Consider the following 1,242-nt stretch of genomic DNA (forward strand, 5'->3'; position numbering starts at 1 on the left):
CTGTCCAACTGGACCGAGCTGGACGTGTGGCAGTACATCGCCCGGGAGGGCATCGAGCTCCCGGCGATCTACTTCGCCCACGAGCGCGAGGTGTTCCAGCGCAACGGGATGTGGCTGACCGCCGGCGAGTGGGGCGGCCCCAAGGACGAGGAGACCGTCGAGAAGCGCCTGGTGCGCTACCGCACGGTCGGTGACATGTCCTGCACCGGCGCCGTCGACTCCGACGCGGTGACGCTGGAGCAGGTCATCACCGAGATCGCCGCCTCCCGGCTCACCGAGCGCGGAGCGACCCGCGCCGACGACAAGCTCTCCGAGGCCGCGATGGAAGACCGCAAGCGCGAGGGGTACTTCTAGTCATGACCAGCACCACCGAACCCACCGAGTCGCTGTCGGTCGAGCAGCTGTCGGCGACCACCCTGCTGCGGTTCGCCACCGCCGGGTCGGTCGACGACGGCAAGTCCACCCTCGTCGGGCGCCTGCTGCACGACTCCAAGTCGGTCCTCGCCGACCAGCTGGAGGCCGTCGAGCGCGCCTCCGCCAGCCGCGGCCAGGACGCCCCGGACCTGGCGCTGCTCACCGACGGCCTGCGCGCCGAGCGCGAGCAGGGCATCACCATCGACGTGGCCTACCGCTACTTCGCCACCCCGCGCCGCCGCTTCATCCTGGCCGACACCCCGGGCCATGTGCAGTACACCCGGAACATGGTCACCGGCGCCTCCACCGCCGAGCTGACGGTCATCCTGGTCGACGCCCGCAACGGCGTCGTCGAGCAGACCCGCCGGCACGCGGCGATCGCCGCGCTGCTGCGCGTCCCGCACGTCGTCCTCGCCGTCAACAAGATGGACCTGGTCGACTACCAGGAGGCCGTGTTCGCGCGGATCGCCGAGGAGTTCACGGCGTACGCCACCGAGCTGGGCGTCCCGGAGGTCACCGCCATCCCGATCTCGGCGCTCGCCGGTGACAACGTGGTGGAGCCGTCCGCAGTCATGGACTGGTACGGCGGCCCGACCGTCCTGGAGCACCTGGAGACGGTCCCGGTCAGCCACGACCTGGCGCACTGCCACGCCCGGCTGCCCGTGCAGTACGTGATCCGGCCGCAGACCGCCGACCACCCCGACTACCGGGGCTACGCCGGACAGATCGCCGCCGGTTCCTTCCGGGTCGGCGACGAGGTCACGGTGCTGCCGTCGGGCCGGACGACCCGGATCTCGGGCATCGACCTGCTCGGCGAGCCGGTCGACG

2 protein-coding genes are annotated in these 1,242 nt (G+C 71.3%); both read left to right on the forward strand.

Annotated features, from left to right (window positions below; all coding sequences use genetic code 11):
* A partial coding sequence (locus tag BZY54_RS41015) for a phosphoadenosine phosphosulfate reductase domain-containing protein (protein WP_158103997.1) occupies window positions 1-354 on the forward strand: 354 nt, incomplete at its 5' end.
* 2 nt (window positions 355-356) lie between these two features.
* The coding region (locus BZY54_RS41020) for a sulfate adenylyltransferase subunit 1 (protein WP_086730454.1) at window positions 357-1,242 on the forward strand (886 nt) is incomplete at its 3' end.

The organism is Streptomyces carpinensis, assembly GCF_002154505.1.
Classification (GTDB): domain Bacteria; phylum Actinomycetota; class Actinomycetes; order Streptomycetales; family Streptomycetaceae; genus Streptomyces; species Streptomyces carpinensis.